Raw genomic sequence first — 1,610 nt, 5'->3', positions numbered from 1 at the left:
CTTTATGACCCTACCCTTCTGAACCTAGCCACATCCATCTTCATCCTCTCTGTGATAAAACGAACGGCAAACCTCGCCCTTCAGGGCGGGGAGGAGGTCAGAAGGCTTTGGAGGTTGTCTTGAGAGAGGTTGGTGAAGGTAAGAAGTTATCCATGGAGGACCTTGGCGTGCTATGCTTGGGTTATTCCGAGAGATGGATAATGAAGCAGCCGAGGTTAGGAAGTAGCCGATTTCCGAGGCAATGCAAACAAGAGAATTAACACACTCTACGACCTACTGGGGAAAAATATACAAAACATTAATAAAGGGAGCCACCACACAGAAAAAAATGAAAGTTGTGATGAATTATGGTTGAGATCAGTATCCTACAGATCCGCGTGGTAACCACGTTTATGCTTGACCCTGATGTTGTCCTGCTATTATCGTACTTATCTAAGATGGGGTATGTTACTGCCCCTACAAGACTTGGTCTTGGTGGTACCTCTATAACTCCCATTATGCCACCAAACATTATTGCAATGAAAGGTAATGTTAAGGTGGATTACGATTTCAGTAGGAGAAGCCTTGGCGTGGAGGGTTTATACGCTCGAGAAGTTGCCTCAACCCTCCAAGATCTGTGGCAGGCTCTTAAAAATCTTAATATCGATGTTGAGAGGGCTCTGGTTCCGTACGAAGTAATAGTGGTGGCATTAGCATCCCTAAGTCCTAAATTTAGCAATAACGTCGAGGCATCGGATCTACTAGGGTTTAACCTTAGAATGGTTGAGGCAAGCTTTGCACTTGAGAATGGCGACCCCACATCACCTAGTAAATGGCTTCACATAATGATAACACCTGTATATAGTTCATATAGGCCAAGCGAAAGGGAAAACCTTTATAGGATTGAGGCGGTGTATAGGGATGAAAAGGAAAAAGTATTAAAATTTATAGAAAATGCGGGCGACATACTTAAGAGATTGCTTGAGAGGGTGTAGCCATGAGCGCCGAGGTTCTAACCTATGACTACGGGTATCTCATGCCAAGCCGCAAAACATTCTTAAGCACATTACTTAGCAATATCGAGCAAGGACATTCAGAACCCACCATATTAAGATCTCTTGGAACCAATACCACCTCCTTAACTTTCTATTCGCCAGCGTCTCAGGAAATATCTTCGCAAAGATCGTGGGAAGGCCTAGATCTTATAGTACGCACTGCTGTGGCTAATATTGTTGGGAAAGATGTGATACGCAATGTCATGATTTATAGTGACCCTAATTATGGGCTTGTGATGAGGCTTATTGTTGATTTGAACGCCAAGGATGCCCTGGAACTATGGTTAAGGCTTGTGGAGAAGTTTCCATATAGGAGGTATGGCATTGTTTTAGGCGTTAGGTGGACTGGGGAAAACAACGTTTCGGAGGATGAGCTTATTAACTATGTGGTTAAGATAATGATTACCTCAGGGCTTGAACCAATAGCTAAAAGAGCCCTGGACGTTGTGGGGGAGCCTCGTGAGGAACGGGGTAGGGGATAATGGCTTACCGAAATGGGGGTTAAGGGGGCGGAAAGCCTCGCCCTTCAGGGCGGGGTAGATTTAAATACTGGAAAAAGCGTCTCTTCCTTGATGT

2 protein-coding genes are annotated in these 1,610 nt (G+C 44.7%); both read left to right on the top strand.

The annotated features are described in order from the left end of the window. Positions 1–518: 518 nt before the first annotated feature. Positions 519–974 carry a hypothetical protein gene (locus tag AT710_09750; protein KUO89816.1) on the top strand — a complete coding sequence of 152 codons (456 nt, stop codon included), beginning with the start codon at positions 519–521 and terminating at the stop codon, positions 972–974. Positions 975–976: 2 nt separating this feature from the next. Further along, a complete protein-coding gene (locus AT710_09745; GenBank protein KUO89815.1) occupies positions 977–1,516 on the top strand; it encodes a hypothetical protein in 540 nt (179 codons plus the stop codon). Positions 1,517–1,610 lie beyond the last annotated feature (94 nt).

It is taken from the genome of Thermocladium sp. ECH_B (assembly GCA_001516585.1).
GTDB lineage: Archaea > Thermoproteota > Thermoprotei > Thermoproteales > Thermocladiaceae > Thermocladium.
Note: the sequence above shows the minus strand (reverse complement) of the source record. Positions and strands in the feature narration are given on the sequence as shown.